Source organism: Helicobacter sp. MIT 05-5294 (genome assembly GCF_000765675.1).
Lineage (GTDB): Bacteria > Campylobacterota > Campylobacteria > Campylobacterales > Helicobacteraceae > Helicobacter_D.
On the sequence record NZ_JRPA02000007.1, the window covers coordinates 49,090 to 66,676 of the forward strand.

Annotated in this window: 14 protein-coding genes; all 14 read right to left on the reverse strand. The window is 39.8% G+C overall.

The annotated features are described in order from the left end of the window. Nucleotides 1–3 precede the first annotated feature (3 nt). The gene (locus LS69_RS04950; RefSeq protein ID WP_138122743.1) at nucleotides 4–561 is read right to left on the reverse strand and encodes a 4Fe-4S binding protein; all 558 of its coding nucleotides are present in this window, start codon (nucleotides 559–561) and stop codon (nucleotides 4–6) included. Next, the gene (locus LS69_RS04955; RefSeq protein ID WP_138122745.1) at nucleotides 561–1,082 is read right to left on the reverse strand and encodes a nitrate reductase cytochrome c-type subunit; all 522 of its coding nucleotides are present in this window, start codon (nucleotides 1,080–1,082) and stop codon (nucleotides 561–563) included. Before LS69_RS04955 ends, LS69_RS04950 begins: the two co-directional genes overlap by 1 nt. Continuing rightward, nucleotides 1,079–1,885, reverse strand: coding sequence for a quinol dehydrogenase ferredoxin subunit NapH (napH, locus tag LS69_RS04960; RefSeq protein ID WP_194145415.1), 807 nt, complete (start codon nucleotides 1,883–1,885; stop codon nucleotides 1,079–1,081). Before napH ends, LS69_RS04955 begins: the two co-directional genes overlap by 4 nt. Next, nucleotides 1,885–2,658 (reverse strand): ferredoxin-type protein NapG, encoded by a 774-nt coding sequence (gene napG, locus LS69_RS04965; protein WP_138122749.1) that lies wholly within the window; start codon nucleotides 2,656–2,658, stop codon nucleotides 1,885–1,887. The genes napH and napG overlap by 1 nt, the downstream gene beginning before the upstream one ends. 1 nt (nucleotide 2,659) lies before the next feature. Further along, nucleotides 2,660–5,446 (reverse strand): nitrate reductase catalytic subunit NapA, encoded by a 2,787-nt coding sequence (gene napA / locus LS69_RS04970; protein ID WP_138122751.1) that lies wholly within the window; start codon nucleotides 5,444–5,446, stop codon nucleotides 2,660–2,662. Nucleotides 5,447–5,680: 234 nt separating this feature from the next. Beyond that, the gene (locus LS69_RS04975; protein WP_138122753.1) at nucleotides 5,681–6,901 is read right to left on the reverse strand and encodes an ABC transporter permease; all 1,221 of its coding nucleotides are present in this window, start codon (nucleotides 6,899–6,901) and stop codon (nucleotides 5,681–5,683) included. 13 nt (nucleotides 6,902–6,914) lie between these two features. Continuing rightward, the gene (locus tag LS69_RS04980) at nucleotides 6,915–7,622 is read right to left on the reverse strand and encodes an ABC transporter ATP-binding protein (RefSeq protein WP_138122755.1); all 708 of its coding nucleotides are present in this window, start codon (nucleotides 7,620–7,622) and stop codon (nucleotides 6,915–6,917) included. After that, nucleotides 7,622–8,884 (reverse strand): efflux RND transporter periplasmic adaptor subunit, encoded by a 1,263-nt coding sequence (locus tag LS69_RS04985; RefSeq protein ID WP_138122757.1) that lies wholly within the window; start codon nucleotides 8,882–8,884, stop codon nucleotides 7,622–7,624. The genes LS69_RS04980 and LS69_RS04985 overlap by 1 nt, the downstream gene beginning before the upstream one ends. Before the next feature lie 8 nt (nucleotides 8,885–8,892). Then, entirely contained in the window at nucleotides 8,893–10,350 is a 1,458-nt protein-coding gene (locus LS69_RS04990; RefSeq protein ID WP_238699155.1) for a TolC family protein, read from the reverse strand. An 82-nt stretch (nucleotides 10,351–10,432) separates the two neighbouring features. Then, entirely contained in the window at nucleotides 10,433–12,805 is a 2,373-nt protein-coding gene (locus LS69_RS04995; RefSeq protein ID WP_138122759.1) for a hypothetical protein, read from the reverse strand. 4 nt (nucleotides 12,806–12,809) lie between these two features. Further along, complete coding sequence (gene serS / locus LS69_RS05000) at nucleotides 12,810–14,102, reverse strand: serine--tRNA ligase (protein ID WP_138122761.1); 1,293 nt, start codon at nucleotides 14,100–14,102, stop codon at nucleotides 12,810–12,812. 393 nt (nucleotides 14,103–14,495) lie between these two features. Next, nucleotides 14,496–15,836 (reverse strand): MATE family efflux transporter, encoded by a 1,341-nt coding sequence (locus LS69_RS05010; RefSeq protein WP_138122765.1) that lies wholly within the window; start codon nucleotides 15,834–15,836, stop codon nucleotides 14,496–14,498. A gap of 83 nt (nucleotides 15,837–15,919) precedes the next feature. Beyond that, a complete protein-coding gene (locus LS69_RS05015; RefSeq protein ID WP_138122767.1) occupies nucleotides 15,920–16,243 on the reverse strand; it encodes a hypothetical protein in 324 nt (107 codons plus the stop codon). A gap of 2 nt (nucleotides 16,244–16,245) precedes the next feature. Then, the gene (locus LS69_RS05020; RefSeq protein WP_138122769.1) at nucleotides 16,246–17,577 is read right to left on the reverse strand and encodes an NFACT family protein; all 1,332 of its coding nucleotides are present in this window, start codon (nucleotides 17,575–17,577) and stop codon (nucleotides 16,246–16,248) included. Nucleotides 17,578–17,587: the final 10 nt, after the last annotated feature.

A 17,587-nucleotide genomic window follows, 5' to 3' on the forward strand; every position in this document is an offset into this window, starting at 1 on the left:
AGTTTATAAATCCGCTTTGGATTCCAATACAATCGCATTTGTGGGACATACACTAATACATTCTCCACAGCCGATACAATTTGCTTGAATCTGCGGATAAAAAAGCCCACTAAAAAGAATCGCATTTTGCCTCCCTAGCACACTATAACAAACATCTTTGCATACACAACACAAAGTCTTTTGATACGCCAAACAAGCAATTTCAGAGATTCTAATAGCAAAATTCCAATGAGGATTCTGCGCCTTTGCCAAACCCTCATCTAGCACATTATGCGGACAGGCTTTCGCACATTCTCCACAAAGCTTACAACCACTCTGTTCAAACTCTATACAAACCTTATTTTCCTTAATCTTTAAGATTCCGCGTTTATTTTCTTGTTTATAAACCTCATCGCACACCTGCACGCAGGGAGTTTGTTTGTTTCGCTCTTGAAACTGCGCAACACATAAAGCGCAAAATTTAAAAACAAGAGAATAATCTAAAATATAAGGCGGCAGGGGCGTAAAGCCCTCTGATTTTGGCTTCAACAAGGTAGTAAAAAACTCCCTGCGATTGCGCATTAATTCACACCTTCATTAATAATATCAATCAAATTAGATTTGGTATTTCCATTTTCTTGACGAAAATCAGGCGCAAACTGATTGACCACCAAAGGAGCGGCATTAACTTGTGTTGCGTGGCAAATCACACAATTAAAGCGATTCTCGTCCATTTGCCCTCTTAAGTCTTTGTTTTTGCGAAAATTATAAAAATGCGATTTTGGCATTGGAATCGCGCCCACCGCTTCTGCAATCTCTGGCAAATGGCAAGAGGTGCAAGCATTGCTTTCTTTTGTGATAGGCAACATATCCTCCACAGAGTGAGAAATCATCGGCGGAGCATTTTCAAATGCTCTTTCAATCAATTCCGATTCTCCCGCAACCTTGCCATTGTAATCATACTTAGTAACCTGAACTTCCTCGTTAAACAAAGTGCTTTTGCGCAAACCAATCTCATTATCACTCGTTCCGCTTTGACACCCAAAAAATGCGAATCCAACAACTGCCAAACTCACAACCCTTATCATTTTATTAAAATTCATTTTTTCTCCTTTAGAAAACTTAGAAGATTAAATGCTAACGCATTGTCTCCACAAACTTCAATACAACGCCCACAACGTGTGCATTCACCACTTTTTATTGTGCCGCTTTCCTTTCCGATGATTCCTAAAACTTGCTTTTGGGGGCAAATCTTTTTGCACTCCATACAATGGGTGCAAGATTCCAAATCATAATTGACTTTAAGAATCGCAAAACGGCTTATCAGTGAATAAAATGCGCCCAAAGGACAAATATGCCCACAAAAAGCGTGTTTTGCCACAAACAAATCCAACAAAAACACACCCAAAACAGATAAAAATCCAAACCATGCGCCAAAAATGATTCCACGATGTAGCATAGAAATCGGGCTGATGGCTTCAAATGCTGCGATTCCAAAAACAATCGACATTAACAAGCTTAAAACCAAAATCACATAGCGCAAAGAGTTTTTAAAATGGACCAAATTTCCAAGTGCATCCAAACCCAAAATACGGCGCAAAAACGCGGCGAAATCCGTTACAAGATTAATGGGACAAACAAAAGAACAATACGCCCTACCCAAAAACAAACCATAAACTAGCACGATAATCAAAGCCCCAAGCAATGCGTCCGCTACAATAATCGTCCCGGCAAAGAATAATTGCACGATTGCATAAGGATCGCTTAGAGGAATCACACCAAAAAGGAGTGAAGCACTAAGATTGCCTTGCAGAATCTTAAAACTCGTGTAATTTCCCAACACATACAAGACTAATAGCCCAATTTGCACGATTCTACGCAATAATAAATATCGGTATTTCTTCATCACAAATCTCCGCTATTAAGATAATCTTGCACTTTTGTGTTGGAATCTTGTTTTAGGATTCTACCCTTAGCCTCTTGTAGGCGCATTTCATCTTTTGCTTCCCAACCTTTAATGTAATTCGTCCCTACTTCGCCCAAAGCAACTTCTCGTGGCAAAACCATAATCGCAGCTTTTTCTGTAACACACGCTTTTTCGCATTTACCACAACCCGTGCAAACTTCGCTCTCAACCACAGGCAAAAGATAGGAATGCTTACCTGTGCGCTCGTTGCGCTTTAGTTCTAGCTTGATTGCCTCACCCAAAAGAGGACATGCGCGATAACACGCATCGCATTGAATGCCCCAAAAAGCCACGCAATGCTCTTTATCCACAATGGCAACTCCCATTTTAGCTAAGCGAATCTCAAGCCCTTTTGGATTAGAAACCAATTTAGAATCTAGCGCATTGGTTGGACAAACAGGCACACAAGGAATATCTTCGCACATTTCACACGGAATCTCTCTTGGCACAAAATAAGGTGTGCCAATGGGTTTTCCACTTCCTGCGTCTGCAAGTTTTAGCGTCCCAAAAGGACAAGCCTCCACGCACAAACCGCATTTAATGCAAGTTTTAATGAATTGCTCCTCACTCAAAGCTCCGGGCGGTCTTAGAAGTAGAGGATTCGCCTTGCTCTCTTGCAAAAACGCACCCCAAATTAAACCGCCAATCCCCGTGAGCGCAATTGCTTGTGCGCCGCTTAATAAAAATTTACGCCGATTCGTATCCAAACGCATTTTATGCCTTATAGATTTTTACCGCACATTTTTTAAAATCTGTTTGCTTAGAAATCGGACAAGTCGCGTCTAAGCAAACTTTATTGATATAGACTTTTTCATCAAACCAAGGCACATAAACAAGCCCTAAAGGCGGTCTGTTGCGCCCACGCATATCTACACGCGCTTTGACTTTACCGCGTCTGGATTCTACCCAAACTGCGTCATTTTGAGCAATCCCTAACTTCTTGCCATCTTCTGGATTCATATAGCAAAGTGCTTCAGGCACTGCACGATAGAGTTCTGGCACACGCATAGTCATCGTTCCACTATGCCAATGCTCCAAAACACGCCCTGTGCTTAACCAAAACGGATATTCTTTGCTTGGCATTTCGGGCGGATCCATAAAAGGACGGAAGAAGATTTTTGCTTTGTTTTTAAGCGAAAACTTTTCTTGCGTTTTAGGAGTTTGCAAATCACCTCTTGGCAATTCTTTGCCCAAAGGTCCATAGAATGCAAACTCTCCATTATTTGCTTTTCTTGCATAATAATCGTATTTCGCATTGAATCGCCATTGTGTTTCTTTGCCATCTACGACAGGCCATCTTAATCCCCGCACTCTATGATAAGTATCAAAGTCTGCCAAATCGTGCGCGTGTCCTACGCCAAACTTACGATATTCTTCCCAAAGGTATTTTTGCACGAAGAATCCATAGCCCCTAAACACTTCTCCATCGCTGCCAACAACTTCGCGTTTATCGCCAAAAACTTCGGAATTAATAGTATCTTTTAGCATCGCATCGGTTGTTTTATAGCTTTTTGCTTCGCCGTTTGCATAAAGCACATCATAAAGTGTAGAATCCTCGCTATACCCCATGGCTTTTGCTTCTTCAAGCACATTAGGAAGTGTAATCTTGTCATTGATTTTTTTCTCACCCCAAACTTCTTTGAGTTTGAATCGCTTAGCAAACTCCATCATTTGCCAAGTATCGCTCATCGCCTCGCCTTGTGGAAGCACTTGTTGTTTCCAATGTTGCGTTCTGCGCTCCGCATTCCCATAAGCACCCCATTTTTCATAAATCATTGCCACAGGCAAAATCAAATCCGCCACTTTCGCGCTAATTCCGGGATATGCGTCAGATACAACGATAAAGTTATCCATTTCTCTAGCGGCTTTAATCCAATGGTTTGCATTGGCGGTGTTTTGCCAAGGGTTATTAACATGCACCCACGCCCATTTAATTTTACCATCTTCAAGATTCCGCATAATCTGCATAAAATGCGCACCAACTGCCGGATTTAAAGTCCCATTAGGAAGCTTCCAAATCTTTTCAGTCATTGCTCTATGTTTTGGGTTTGCTACCACCATATCTGCGGGTAATCTATGAGAGAAAGTCCCCACTTCACGCGCTGTTCCACACGCACTTGGTTGTCCTGTCAAAGAAAATGCGCCACTTCCGGGTTTTGCTTGTTTTCCAAGCAACATATGCACCATATAGCTTTGCTCATTCACCCAAGTTCCTCTTGTGTGTTGATTCATTCCCATTGTCCAAAAACTCACGATTTTGCGATTTTTTTCAATGTAATAATTCGCAAGTTGTTGAAGCTTGGATTTAAAGGATTCCAAACTCTCATTTGCATCGCCCTTTGCGAGTTTTGCGACAAAATCAAGCGTGTAAGGCTCTAATGCTTTTTTGAAATCTTCAAAGGAAATTTCCCAATGGTTTCCAGCAGCTGCAGCATGTTTGTTTTCCATCACATCGCCCTCTTTCATGCCCAAATAAGCAAGTGTTACACTCTCTGCTTCACTGATAACTTTGGATTTTTCTTTTGCTGCGGTATCTAGCTCTGCTGTGCCATATTTTGCGTGTTTGATATTCTCACGCATACCATAACCAATATCCGCGAATCCTGTTGTGAAAATACAATTTTTATTGACGAAATTCCAATCAATCACTTTTGGATTGTTATAGACAATCTCGTGCGCAATGTAATTCCAAATCGCCAAATCTGTATGCGGAGCGAAGATAATTTCAATATCTGCTAAATCCGAAGTTCTATTGGAATAAGGCGTGAGGTTGATGACTTTTACTTTCTCTGGATTTGTGAGTTTTCTATCTGTAACCCTCGCCCAAAGAATCGGGTGCATTTCTGCCATATTTGCACCCCAAGTAACAATCGTATCAGTAAGCTCAATATCATCATAACAACCCGCTGGTTCATCAATTCCAAAAGTTTCCATAAAACCAACAACCGCACTTGCCATACAATGTCTAGCATTGGGGTCAATGTTATTGCTTCTAAAGCCACCTTTAATTAGCTTCACCGCCGCATAACCCTCTTGCACAGTGTATTGTCCCGAGCCAAAAACCCCAATGCCTGTGGGTCCTAGCTCATTGTATGCCTTTTTAAATTGTGCTTCCATTACATCAAAAGCTTTTTGCCAACTCACAGGTTGGAATCTCCCTTTTTTATCAAACTCGCCTTTGGAATTTACGCGCAAAAGCGGTTGCGTCAAGCGGTCTGCGCCATACATAATTTTGGCATTAAAATATCCTTTAATGCAATTCAATCCACGATTTACAGGAGCTGCTGGGTCTCCTTTGATTGCAACGATTTGTTCGTCCTTGGTCGCAACCATAATCCCACAGCCTGTCCCGCAGAATCTACAAACTGATTTGTCCCATTTCCAACCACCTTCTGCCTCTTTTGCCGCCGCTAGTGCGTTACTTGGCAATGCGATTCCAACCGCACTTGCCGCACTTGCTGCTGCCGCTGTTTTTAAAAATTCGCGTCTATTGTATGCCACAAAAGCCTCCTTAAGCTTAAATTTAGCATTTTTTAATGCGAAAAAATTATAACGACTTTGATATTTTTAAGAATTGATTTAGGTCAATATATAACTTTTTATATTTCGTATTTTAGGCGATTTCAGAGATTTTATAGAAGATTTATTAATAGATTTTTTTATGATTATAAGAAAATTTGAAAGGATTTTCCTCGCACTTTTATGCGAGTTTTATCCCCAAAACAACCCAAAGCATTATTCGTGGCGCAAAGCGTCAATGGGATTTAGTCTTGAGGCGCGACGCGCGGGGAGATAGCCAAATAAGATTCCAATAAACGCCGAAAACACAAAGGCAATCAAAGCAATGCTATAATCAAAATTAAAAGGCAATTCCATAATATGGCAAACTCCAAGCGAACCAAAAAATGCCAAAATCACACCCAAGATTCCGCCTAATGCGCTTAAAGTTAGAGATTCTATCAAAAACTGCAACAACACTTCACTTTGCATTGCACCAATAGCCAAGCGTGTGCCAATCTCGCGTGTGCGCTCTGTTACAGAAACAAGCATAATATTCATAATCCCGATTCCGCCCACAATCAAACTCACCCCGGCAATTGCGCCCAAAAAAATCGTTAGATTCGCAGTCGTGTTTTGCATCATTTCAATTACTTGTTTGGTATCCATAATCTCAAAATCATCTTTTTGCCCCTCGCGGATATTCCGAATCTCACGCAACGCATTAGAAATCTGCGTCGTTGCAGAAGTGGAATCCACATCATCTTTAAGCGAAATCATCAGTCTTGAAATATTATAAAGTGTGCTAGATTTGGAAATACTGCGTTGGTATGTGCGAAGTGGCAACAAAATCACATCGTCTTGATCATTTCCCATCGCGCCTTGCCCCTTTTCTTCCAAAATCCCGATACACTCGCACACAATATTTCCAAGTCGGATTCTACTTCCCAAAGGATTCGTAGCAGTTTTATCAAACAGATTCTTTTTCACACTTGCACCAATAATACAAGTATTGCTTCCAGCACGATAATCTTGTGCGCTAAAACCTGTTCCCGCTTCAAGATTCCAATTCGTCGCAATAAAAAAGTCTGTATTGACACCTTGAATCTGTGTTTGCGTGTTCTCTTGGCGAAATTGCACCAACACAGAAGTCGTAGAAATCGGTGCAATCGCGCGTGTGAGGAATCCTACTTGCAGATTTAAAGCTTTGATATTTTCTGCGCTAAAAAGCTTTCTGCCACTTCCGCCAATCGTTTGATTACGCGCAGGGAAAACAAGCAAAATATTACTTCCTAAACTACTCATACGCTCAGTAATGACTTGCGTCGTGCCATTTCCAATTGTAATCATAATCACAACCGCCCCCACGCCAATGATAATTCCAAGCATTGTTAAAAGTGCGCGTAAGAAATTGCGCCGAATCTGACGAAATGCAAGAAAAAAGGCATTAAGAATCATGGTTTTCCTTTCATTACGCTTGTTTCCTACAAAGTGCTGTGTTTGCAGAATCTCTTTGAATCAAGCCATCTAGAAAGACAATTTCACGCGTTGCATATTGTGCCATTTCTGGCTCGTGCGTAACCATTAGAATCGTGATTTTGGATTCTTGATTCAAACGCGCAAGAATCTCCATAATCTCCACGCTTCTTTTGGTATCCAAATTTCCTGTTGGCTCATCAGCAAGCAAAAAGAGGGGTTTAGAGGCAATCGCACGCGCAATCGCCACGCGCTGTTGCTGTCCGCCACTTAGTGCATTGCTTTGGTGGTTATACCATTTCTCTAAGCCTACCATTTCCAAAGCCTGCATAGAAAGTTTAATACGCTCTTTTTTGGGAACTTGACGATAAAGCAAAGGGAGCTCGACATTCTCCAACGCAGTCGTGCGTGGCAAAAGGTTGAATCCCTGAAAAATAAAGCCGATATAATGCCGCCTTAAAAGTGCTTTTTGTTTCAAGTTCAGATTGCTCACATTGACGCCACAAAACTCATAGATTCCGCTTGTTGGGCTGTCCAAACAACCCAAAATATTCGCCAAAGTGCTTTTCCCACTCCCACTGGGTCCCATTAATGCGACAAACTCGCCCTCTCTAATCTCTAAATCAATCCCGCGCAAAGCTTCAAAGGCATTGGGAGGCTTTCCATAGGTTTTGTGAATCTTATTTAGGCAAATAAAAGACATTATTTTTCTTCTTTTTGCGCTATGATAATTAGCATACCCGGCTGAATGGAATCGCTAAAGATTTGCGTTAGAGTTCCATCGCTAATCCCCACTTCTACTGCAACTTCTTTAGGGACGCCATTTTCTAGCACCCAAATGCTAGAATTTGCTTGGCGTTTAGCTCCACCGCCTCTTGTGCGTTGTGGGCGTTGCTGATTCATCGCAAAAGGATTCATTGAAGAAGACTTGGCGGATTCTTTACGCGGAGTTTGGGGTGTAAAATAAAGTGCACTAGAGGGAATCAGCAAGGCATTTTTGGCAGAATCTGTTACAATATCTGCCGTCGCACTCATTCCGGGTTTGAGCAGCAAATCTTGATTGCCAACATAAATCCGCGCTTCATAGCTTACGATATTATCCGTGCTTTCACTTGCGCCAAAATTCACCCGTTCCACCACCGCTTCAAAGACTTTTTGAGGATAGGAATCCACGCTAAACTTCACGCTTTGCCCTACTTTGACTTTGCCAATATCTGCTTCTGAAATACTCACATTGAGTTCCATTTCCTCTAGACTTTCGGCAACGATGAAAAACTCTGGAGCTTGGAAACTCGCCGCCACACTCTGCCCTACTTCAATGGAGCGACTAAGCACAACTCCATCAATGGGCGTTGTGATATGAGAATTTTTCAAATCCACTTGCGTGGAGCGAATCGCAGTTTCAATCTCTTTGATATTTGCTTGGCGCAATTCCACTTCGCTTAAAGCGGAATTATAAGCGGTTTTTGCGCTATGCAAATCTAGCTTGGAGGGCGTTTTGCCATGGGTTGCTTTAAATAAATTTTGGAGTTGATTGTATTGCCATTGTTTCTCTTCTAATGCGACTTTTGCGCTTTTAAGCTGTGCTTTTGCGCTTTGGAGTTGTGCTTCATAGCGATAGAGGTCTTGTTCAATGCTCTCACTATCAATTTTGGCTAAAACTTGCCCTTTACTCACCGCGTCATTGACATCTACCAACACTTCAAGCACGATTCCTGAAATAACAGAACCGATAGAAACTTCGTGCGTTGGCGAAAGTGTGCCATTGGCACTAATGCTTGTGGAAATATCTCCTTTGGTTGCTTCTTGTGTGGTATAAGTATAGCTTGGCTCTCGTGTTTGCCACCAAAAAATCAACAAAGCACATACAATCACGAATCCTAAGATCCCACCCCAAATCACAAAAAGTTTCCGATAATTTTGCTTGGGATTTAGGTTTTTTAAAATTTCTTTGGTAGATTGCATAGTATTCCTTATGGTTTAGATGTATCTTGCGCCAATGTGAGATTCAAATCTCCCCCAAAAGCCTTATAAAGTAAAATAAAAGATTTTAGATTCTCTGTTTTGGCGGTATTAAGCGATTTTTTGGAGTTATTCAAAGACGCGGAATTAAGCGCGTGTTCTAAATCATCAATCAATCCAACCAAATGGCGACTAGCAGAAAATTCAAAATATTCTTGCGCATTATCCGTTCTTTGTTGGCTGTTTTGGAGTTGCAAATCCGTGCTTTTGACATTGAAACTTGTATTTTCAATCTCGCTTAAAGCGGTTTTAAGCGACTTTTGAAGCGTCAGATAGGATTCTTGTAAAATTGCGTCTTGCAAAAAATAATTTTGTGTGAGTTGTGTGCGATTGAGAATTGGTGCACTAAGAGAACTTGCAAACTGCCACGCGAGATTGCCACTTGCTTGTGCGTTAGAATCCAAAATATCATTGAGATTCGCGCTAATGGAGAGAATCGGAAACAAACTTGCCTTTGCGTTGGCTTTGGTATAGGCTTGAGCATACAAGCTAAAAAGTGCGGCTTTAATATCAGGGCGCGAGAGTAAAACATCTGCAGGCATAGAATCCAAATGCAATTCTTTGGCAATATTGGGAGTAACTTGCGATTCTATTTCAAAAGGAATCTCTAAAGTATCCAACAAAACCAAAAGCGCGTTTTTGTTCTCTTCTAAAAGGCTTTTTAGGGATTCTAGGGTGTTTTGCTCATTGGTTAGCATATCTTGCTTTTCAAAAAGCTCCGTGCTATCTAGCAAACCATTTTCTACTTTGAAGCGTGTAAGCTCTAAAGCATTTTGGTAATGCACGACATTTTCTTGCGTTAAAAGAATGTTTTGTGTAATCTCCAAAAGACTTAAATAAGTCGTGGCAATCTCCCCTAAAAGCGTGATTTTCGCATTTTCTAAATCTTGCAAGGATTTTTCATAAAGCGATTCTCTGGCATTTTTGCTGTGTTGCAATCTACCAAATAAATCAATCTCCCACGAAAGCGTCGCACCCACGCTTGAAGTGTAGCTTTGGGTTTTTTGCATTGGCGTTGTGTTAGTGCGTGTATGCGATTCATTGGCGTTTAGATTCCCATCTACACTTGGAAAAAGCGCACCCCAAGCACTTTTAAGTTGCGCTTTGGCTTGTAGAATCCTTGTATTCATAATTTGCAAATCCAAATTTTGATTTAATGCAATATCAAAAAGCTCGTTCAAAGTAGAATCTTCAAACAGGGCTTTGATTTGCTCTGTGGGGTCAAGTTTGGTTTCAGTTTGGGATTCGCTTTTAATGCTAATTAAGGGAGTATTTTGAAAAGTCTGTGGCAAGTCTTGCGTGATTTCTGCCTCTTTTGGTAGATTCGCAGCACACCCCAAAAATATCCAACCCATTAAGAAAACAATAAAACCTCTTAATGGAATCCTATGCAGAATCTTTTGCGCCAAAATATCTCCTTAAAAATAAAGTTGGTATTTTATACAAGATTTCTAAAATGAATGTGAATTTTTACCCGCGATACAAAAATACTTAAGGATTCTGCAAAATTTGCTGGGTATTAATCTTAAAATCAAAATATTTAGAACGCAATTTGGATTCGGCAATCGTCGTGAATTGTGAAGCGGCGGCGTTAAAGTTCTTTTCTTGCAAAAATAAGATTCCATTGGCGATTCTTGTTTCGTAATTTGTCGGTGCTTCTAGTTTGGAAAGCTGCAAAAGCGTCGCAGCATTTTCAATATGCCCCGCACCAATTGCCGCTACTGCACCCAAAAAGAGTGTTTGCGTATCTTGCTCTTGAAAATCATCAATCAAGCTATTATAAAGCGTGAAAGATTTTTCAAATTCTTGCAAATACAAATAAGTTAATGCCAATGCTTGAATCACGCCTCGCGCGTCCTTTTGCTCGGTGATAAGCCGCGTATCTAAATCTTGCTGGATATAGTGCAAAGTCCCGATAATATGGGCGATTTCAATATACATCTCACGCACCACAGACGCTCCATAATAAATCGGGTCTTTGTTGATTTTAGGGTCTTGGTAATAGTTTTGCAATTTCAGCGCAAGAGATTTTGGCTCATCTTGAAAATTCAGTGCAAGAAGCACTAAGAGGTTGCTAATAGGATCATTAGGATAGAGATTCTTCAATCCATTTGCGGATTTGACAAGCAAGGTTTGGTTATCCATCTGCACTCCTTGCGCGAAGTCTAGGGCATAATAAATTGCGACATTGCCTTCTTTCCCCTCCAAAGATTGCAAAGGAGTTGGAATCCCATCACGCGTGAAATTCAACAAAGCCTGAATAAACTCTTGTTCTTGCTCATTTCCTTGAAAATTCACAATCTCCTTGCCAATCTCACTCTCCAATCTCCCTGTATCGCGGTAAGTAAGCTTAGCAGTGATTAAAGCAAAGATTCCCGCATATAAATCTTTTGGATTGAGGTGAAAAGAACGCAAAAAATGCCGATAAGACGCGTCAAAATCACCCATTTGAGCATAATTTAATCCCAAATTATAATGCAAAATAGAATGGTTGGGATAAGCATTAACGACTTCTGTTAATAGGGCATTCGCGTTTCTAATATTGCCATTAAGTGTTTCTAAAATCGCGTTTGCGATGTTGCGATTCATTCTTGAAATCGTCTGCCCGCGCACAAGAATTTCTTTTGCTTCTTGTAGATTTTCAATGCGAATATTAATGCCACCCTCTTGAATCACACTAAAGGCTTCTTTGGCGTCAAAGACTTTATAAGAGGCAAAATAAAACAAAAGTTTGTAGGCATTAATCTTCTGTCCTGTGAAATTATCCCAAAAACGCCTCTGTGCCACATTAATATCAAAAAAATCGTCCCGAAGCGCAATTTTAATCGGATAAGGATTCCGCTCTAACGCTTCTTGATTTTGGGAATATTTATTGGCAAGACGCGCAGCTTGGCTATATTCTGCTAGTTGGAGCTTGATAAGCATAAGGGCGATGTCGGATTCTAAAGTGCTACCAAAAGTATCTATGCTTTGCATTAAAAGCTTATTTGCCTCGTTATAATCCCCAATACGCGCATAAAGCAAAGCAAGGTTAAACCAAGTCTTAGGATCAGTGGAATTTTTGCTCAAAGATTCAATGGCTTTGTAGTTGTTGTTAAAATACACATACATTGCCGCAAGAAGCTGATTTGTCTCCTCTTGAAAATAATCAGAAGAGCTATGTGTCAAAGAAGAAAAAGCCTCCAAATAATTACCCAAATAGAAGTTTGTCAAAGCATAAAGATGAGAATAAATCGGTAGATTCCCCGTTCTTGGCAGATAAGTTTGCGCAAGTTGCAAGTAATATTGGTATTTCAAAGGTTCTTGCAGATACAACGAACAAATCGCAGCATTTAACGCACTAATCACTCGATCTTCTCCCAAATCAATCGCTTTTTGGAAAGACTCCAAAGCCTCTGCGTAGGATTTTTCTTCCATTTGCGCGACACCTAAATTATAGTTAGAAAGCCCTTCAGAATAGTTAGAAATCTTGCCATACAAATCCAATGCTGCTTGTTTATTGCCACTTGTATAGAGGAAGTTTGCTTTTTTTATCAATGCTTCTAAATTTTCCGCGTCTGTGATAATGTCTGCCCCTTTGTTAATGACAAATTCCATAGGAGGCAAGGCGTTGGTTTGTGTTTGTGGTGGTTTCACATCGTGGGTTAGAATCCAACCAATCAAGAAAATAAATCCAAGAATTAAGAATCCAAACAGAATCGCCAAAACAACACTTAGCTTTTTGTGTTGATTAAAAAACTCTAAAAGTTTTTCAAACTTGCCTTGTGGCTTAGATTCTTGTGGTTCTTTTTTTAGAATGTCATCTAAAACACTAAAATTAGCGTCTAGCTGAATGACTTGGTTGTTTTCTTGGTTTTCTGGCATTTTATTACCTCAAATAAGATTCTAAAACTAAAGGAATCTTAATGCTTCCATCTTTTTGTTGATAGTTTTCCATAATCGCTACTAATGTGCGCCCAACAGCCAAACTAGAACCATTTAGAGTATGCACTAAGCAATTCTTTTTGTTGGAATCTTTATAACGAATCTTCGCGCGTCTTGCTTGGAAATCACGCGTATTAGAGATGGAGCTAATCTCACGATAGCAATTTTGTCCGGGTAACCATACTTCAATATCCACCGTATTACTTGCACTAAACCCCAAATCTCCACCGCAAAGCTGAACCAAACGATGAGGCAATCCAAGCGAAGTTAAAAGCTCCGAAGCACACGCAATCATACGCTCTTGCATTGTATCGCTTTCTTCTGGCGTGGTTAAAGCGACTAATTCCACCTTGTCAAATTGGTGTTGGCGGATAATCCCACGCGTATCGCGCCCTGCACTTCCTGCTTCTTTTCTAAAGCAGGGCGTATAGGCGGTTAGCATTAAAGGCAAATCCTCTTCATCTAAAATCTCATCGCGATAGAGATTCGTAAGCGTTACTTCCGCTGTGGGTATCAAATAGAGTTCGTGTCCTTTTTTGGCGTTTTTATCGCAAGATTCCTCTTCTTCAAATTCTGATATTTTAAACAAATCATTTTCAAACTTCGGCAGTTGTCCTGTGCCAAAAAGCGTTTGTGCATTGGCGATTGCTGGAGTGCCAACCTCGCTAAAGCCTCTTTTGGTATTAAAATCAAGCATATAACTAATCAATGCACGCTCTAGCTTCGCACCCATTCCCATAAATACGCTAAAGCGACTTTTTGCGAGTTTTACGCCGCGCTCAAAGTCAATCCAACCATTTTGCTCGGCTAATTCCCAATGTTCTTTAGGCTTAAAGTCAAACAAAGTAGGTTCTCCGACCTTTTTAATCTCCACATTTTCGCTTTCATCTTTGCCAAAAGGCGTTTTAGAATCCGGAATATTAGGGATATTATGCGAGAGTTCTTGAAGTTTGCCTTCCCACAATTCTACTTCTTTGGCATAAAGTGCAATCTGCGCCTTAAGCAAATCACATTCGGCTTTAAGAGCCTCAATATCGCCCCCTTCTTGCTTGATTTTAGCAAACGACTTTGTCTTTGCATTTTGCGCCGCTTGTAATTCTTCTAAAGCAGACTTTTTTTGCTTGAAATTTAAGCTACTCTCTCTTAAAGTATTTAAAAAAACCGCGTCAATACTGCGTTTAGATAGCTTTTCCATCACTTCATCAAAGTTGTGAATGAGAAGTTTTAAATCAATCATAACAGAATCCCAAAATTAAAATTAAATGCTTAGATTCTACACTAAGGCTCGTTAAAACACACTAAAATTTTACAAAAATCATCAAAAATTCCACAATAATAATGTATAATAAAAAATTATGCGTAAGGTTTCTAGGTTGGGTTTTAACCTTGTTAATTTTATAAATATTTTGGAGTAATGCTTGAATTCAGTTGGAAATTTTGCAATGGTTCTTGGGATTTTAGGTTTCGTGTCAATCGTAATTTTAGCAATCACTGCCTTTTCGGTAAGTAAAAGTGGAGACAAACTCACATCGTTTGAAAAAAAGATTCTATTCTTCGTCGCACTTTTGCTCTGTCTTGGAATCAATTTGCTTTATATTTTTTCCAATTTAGAATTATTTTTTGCATTATTTTAGACTTTTTGGCTTTTCCAAATACCACTTTGAAAGATTTTCCAATACACAAAGCCACGCACAAAAGTTTCTAAGCTAATGCAAATATAAATATAAATTGCGGGATAACCCATTGTGGCAATCACATAACAAGGCAACACGCGGAATCCCCAAATCATTATGGCATTAATTACAAGGGTGATTTTCGTAATCCCCGCCCCGCGCAATGCGCCATCAAGAATACAAATAAATGCAAAGGCAATCTGTGAGATTCCAATAGGAATTAGATAGTTGATACTTGCGCGGATTGTCGCCAAATCCTCACTAAAGAATCCCGACCAAAAGGGCGCAAAAACACTCATAAAAAACCCAACAATCCCCATAAAGATTCCACCAAGTAGCAAAGTATTTAAGGTAGAATATTTTGCTTCTAATGGCTTTTTAGCTCCGAGATTCTGCCCCATTAATGCCATTGCGGCAATCATAAAGCCAAATCCGGGCATAAAGGCAAACCCCTCAATCCTTGTCGCAATCTGATAACCTGCCAAATCATAAGTCCCATAAAGCGCCACAAACTTCGTCATTACAATGATTGCAAACAAGGTAAAAAGACGCTCACAACCGCTAGGAATCCCAATAACAAAGGCGCGTTTGATATAATCTAAATTGATTCTGCCTCTAAGCGAAATGGGGCTGTTTTGATAAAACAACAGACAAACAAATAAAGCCGAAGTCTCAAAAAATCCGATGACTAAGCTTCCAAATGCCGCTCCAAGCACACCCAAAGACGGGATAAAAAAGAATCCAAAAATCAACACATATTTCACAATGGGATTCAACATTGTAATGAAAATTTTAATATAAAAAGGTAACTTCGTCGCCCCTGCTGCCGAAAAAGAAGAAATGCTCACTTGCTTGAGCAACAACAAAGGCAAACTAAAAAGCAAAACTTCTAAATATTCGCTTCCGATTTTATGCGCGTGTGCGTCGATTCCAATCCATGCGAAAAACAAATCAAAGCTAAAAAACGCCAATAAAGTCAGGGGAAGCGAGAGACAAAAAGCGGCGAAGCTCAAACTCACAATCACTTCATTTGCGGCTTTTTTGTCATTTGCCCCTAAAAATCTTGAAACCAAAGCACTATTGCCGACAAAAATAATCGTCGTGAAAGCATAGATGAGCATAATGAAGTTTAAACTCACTCCAACCGCAACAATCGCACTTGCTCCAAGTGTGCCAATCATCAACAAATCAATTGAAAGATTAATAATATCCAAAAGCGAATTTAATCCAGAGGGAATCGCGATATTTAGGATTCTACGACTACGCGCTTTGGAAACAAAACGGATTTTATCTCGCATTTTCCTCCTTTGATAAATGTTTTGGGACGCAAGATTTACCTATGCAAACCAATCTCCCTATAAATTTCGCTTTAAAAGGAATCCTACACAGAAATATTTAAATGCGCAATCGTGCCATCTTCCTTAGTTTGTATGGAATCTGATTCCTGCGATTCTTCAGAATCCTTTTCCTTTTTTCTCTCTTTTTCTTCTTTGGGTTCTTTGCCATCGCCCTCACGCTCATCGCTAGTTTCTAGTGTTTCTTCTGTCGGGCGCACTTCTTTGATTTCATCTTGCTTATCTTGCATTTCTTGCAGATTCACCATTGCCTGAAAATCCAACTTCACTTGTGAATTTGCGTGTTGCACAGACCCTACTTGCGCATTTTGGTGGATATGAGTGATATTTCCAATAGGTGAGACTGCCATGGCTAATCCTTTTTAAGCCCAATCGTCTGCTCTTTGGCATAAACGACATTCGCGCCTGAAGTGATTTTGACAAATTTTCGCTTTGTGAAATCTATTGCATAGTTTTCGCCAATATCTTTTGTAAAACCTATCAAAATTTGCGCGGCTTTTTGTAGGATTATATCAGAAATTTTAGCCTTTCCGCAATGGATTATGCAATGCGAACTTGGAATCCCGCGAATATGCAGCCAAATATCCTCTGCTTTTGCCGCTTTTAGCAATGCGATATTTTCTTTTTCATTCTTGCCAATAGAAACTTTAATGCCATGAATAAAAAAACTTTCAAACTGCTTTAATTGCGCTTTGGATTCTTTGGCATTGGAATTTTTTTGCGCATTAGAATCTAGAATCTGCAAATCACTCAAATTCGTTACATTTTGTATCATTTTAAGCAAATTTTCATAGAATACAATTTTTTCTTTAAGATTCTGCGATTGTAGATGAATATTTTTCGCCTTTTTGGAGAGTTTTTTGGAGTTTTCAAAGAAAATTTGCGCACAATGGCTTAAGCAATAAGTTTTAGGAGGAAATGTGATTTTTTCATTCTCTAGCACAATCTCCCTGCCTTTAAAATTTGGATAAAGATAGAGATTTTGCAAAATCAACTGCCCAAAATGCGCTTCTTTTTGGGCATTACTCTCCAATGCTTCTTTGTCTTCTAAAGATTCTAAATGCTTTTGGAGTTGGGTGATTTTTTGCATAATTTGCGCACTAGATTTTGTAATCCTTGCTTGAAGCTCTTTTGTCTTTTGCTTTTTGAAATTCTCTTCAAGCGCGTTCCATAACTCTCCCTCGTCCTTTAAAATAGGCGTTTGTGTGGGCTGTGGCAATGCCAAAAGAGGCTTTGCGATTCTCACTTCGCGGAATGATTGCTCTTTGGTAATATGGCGCAACGCATCTAGCACGATTTGGTTAGAATCTAGCAAAATCAGATTCGTATTGCGTCCTGTAAATTCGGCTTGTAAGATGATTTGCGAGGTTTTATAGCTATTTTGGGTTTGTAAAAAAAGTTGCAAAATGCGATTATTGCCATCGGTTTTTGCTTTCAAGATGAGGGCGTTAAAGCAATATTTTTGCAAACTTGTATCAAAAGGGGCTTGATAGTTTTTTGAAGCGATGAGATTTTCATGAGTAGTAAAAATCGTGCTTTTGCCCTTGCTTAAATCCATAAAAAACAAATCGCCATTAATGTCAAGCTTAAACAAATTATCCGCGATTCTGTAAATGGAGCGCAATTTCAAAGGGGGAGTTTGGCTTAAGAAATTGGCAAATTTTCGTAAAGTAGAGAGATTCATACTCTTATCT

Coding starts and splice junctions, on each gene's coding strand:
- LS69_RS04950 (WP_138122743.1), bottom strand. CDS start 561: ATGCGCAATCGCAGGGAGTTTTTTACTACCTTGTTGAAGCCAAAATCA.
- LS69_RS04955 (WP_138122745.1), bottom strand. CDS start 1,082: ATGAATTTTAATAAAATGATAAGGGTTGTGAGTTTGGCAGTTGTTGGA.
- napH (WP_194145415.1), bottom strand. CDS start 1,885: ATGAAGAAATACCGATATTTATTATTGCGTAGAATCGTGCAAATTGGG.
- napG (WP_138122749.1), bottom strand. CDS start 2,658: ATGCGTTTGGATACGAATCGGCGTAAATTTTTATTAAGCGGCGCACAA.
- LS69_RS04975 (WP_138122753.1), bottom strand. CDS start 6,901: ATGATTCTTAATGCCTTTTTTCTTGCATTTCGTCAGATTCGGCGCAAT.
- LS69_RS04980 (WP_138122755.1), bottom strand. CDS start 7,622: ATGTCTTTTATTTGCCTAAATAAGATTCACAAAACCTATGGAAAGCCT.
- LS69_RS04985 (WP_138122757.1), bottom strand. CDS start 8,884: ATGCAATCTACCAAAGAAATTTTAAAAAACCTAAATCCCAAGCAAAAT.
- LS69_RS04995 (WP_138122759.1), bottom strand. CDS start 12,805: ATGCCAGAAAACCAAGAAAACAACCAAGTCATTCAGCTAGACGCTAAT.
- serS (WP_138122761.1), bottom strand. CDS start 14,102: ATGATTGATTTAAAACTTCTCATTCACAACTTTGATGAAGTGATGGAA.
- LS69_RS05010 (WP_138122765.1), bottom strand. CDS start 15,836: ATGCGAGATAAAATCCGTTTTGTTTCCAAAGCGCGTAGTCGTAGAATC.
- LS69_RS05015 (WP_138122767.1), bottom strand. CDS start 16,243: ATGGCAGTCTCACCTATTGGAAATATCACTCATATCCACCAAAATGCG.
- LS69_RS05020 (WP_138122769.1), bottom strand. CDS start 17,577: ATGAATCTCTCTACTTTACGAAAATTTGCCAATTTCTTAAGCCAAACT.